This window comes from Prevotella sp. AM42-24, from assembly GCF_003461825.1.
Lineage (GTDB): Bacteria > Bacteroidota > Bacteroidia > Bacteroidales > Bacteroidaceae > Prevotella > Prevotella hominis.
In genome coordinates this window covers 1-1,562 of sequence record NZ_QTXV01000155.1, presented here as the reverse complement: position 1 = coordinate 1,562, position 1,562 = coordinate 1, and the positions used below count along the sequence as shown (strand labels likewise).

Here is a 1,562-nt window from a genome sequence, read left to right as displayed (position 1 = left end):
TTTTCTGCATCGGCACCGCTAATAGTAACAGCATACTCTGCTGGAGCACTTGCCTCATTAGCCTCACAAGAGAAGACTGGCTGCTTGGTCAGGACTGATTCATTCTCACCATTCTTAAAGCCTGCATAACTTGCCTTAAACACAGGCATTGCGTCACCCTGCTTCTTGGTATAATTACCAGCGGAGATAGACAATGGAGCCTTAGTAATCACAAGACTACCTGATTCGAAGTGGACATTGTAGTTCTTGATACTGCCCTGTTTCACCTCAATAGTATAAGATCCTACAGGAGAGTTGGCAACTGCTGAGCAGACTATCTCCGGAGTACCATCCAAGGCTGCACCATCGGTCTCAAACTCGAACACAGGATTCTCATCACCATACTGACGGCTGTAACTCTTGGCACGAACAACCACGGCATCTGCCTCGACTACTGTCAGACGTCCCTGCTCGTAGCTGATGTCATAGTTTTCTGCATCGGCACCGCTGATTGTAACGGCATACTCTGCTGGAGCACTTGCCTCATTTGCCTCACAAGAGAAGACAGGTTGCTTGGTCAGAACTGATTCATTCTCACCATTCTTAAAGCCAGCATAACTTGCCTTAAACACAGGCATGGCGTCACCCTGTTTCTTGGTATAATTGCCAGCGGAGATAGACAACGGAGCCTTAGTAATCACAAGACTACCTGATTCGAAGTGGACATTGTAGATCTTGATGCTGCCCTGCTTTACCTCAATAGTATAAGATCCTACAGGAGAGTTGGCAACTGCGGAGCAGACAATCTCCGGAGTACCATCCAAGGCTGCACCCTCAGTCTCAAACTCGAACACAGGATTCTCATCACCATATTGACGGTTGTAACTCTTGGCACGAACAACTACGGCATCTGCCTCGACTACAGTCAGGTGACCTTGCTCATAATTGATTTCATAGTTCTCTGCATCGGCACCGCTAATTGTAACGGCATACTCTGCTGGAGCGCTCGCTTCATTTGCCTCACAAGAGAAGACTGGTTGCTTGGTCAGAACTGATTCATCCTCGCCATTCTTGAAGCCAGCATAACTTGCCTTGAACACAGGCATGGCGTCACCCTGCTTCTTGGTATAACTACCAGCGGAGATAGACAATGGAGCCTTAGTAATGGTAAGAGTACCTGACTCGAAGTGAACATTGTAGTTCTTGATACTGCCCTGTTTCACCTCAATAGTATAAGATCCTACAGGAGAGTTGGCAACTGCTGAGCAGACTATTTCTGGTGTACCATCCAATGCTACGCCCTCAGTCTCAAACTCGAACACAGGATTCTCGTCACCATACTGACGGCTGTAACTCTTGGCACGAACAACTACGGCATCTGCCTCAACTACAGTCAAGCGTCCCTGCTCGTAGCTGATAGCATAGTTTTCTGCATCGGCACCGCTAATAGTAACAGCATACTCTGCTGGAGCACTTGCCTCATTAGCCTCACAAGAGAAGACTGGCAGCTTGGTCAGAGCTGATTCATTCTCGCCATTCTTAAAGCCAGCATAACTTGCCTTGAACACAGGCATGGCGTCACC

The 1,562-nt window shown here is 48.0% G+C and carries 1 protein-coding gene; it reads right to left on the bottom strand.

What is annotated here, in order from left to right:
- Positions 1-1,562 (bottom strand): MBG domain-containing protein (locus DW917_RS17460; RefSeq protein ID WP_158570256.1); only part of this gene is annotated, 1,562 nt, incomplete at both ends.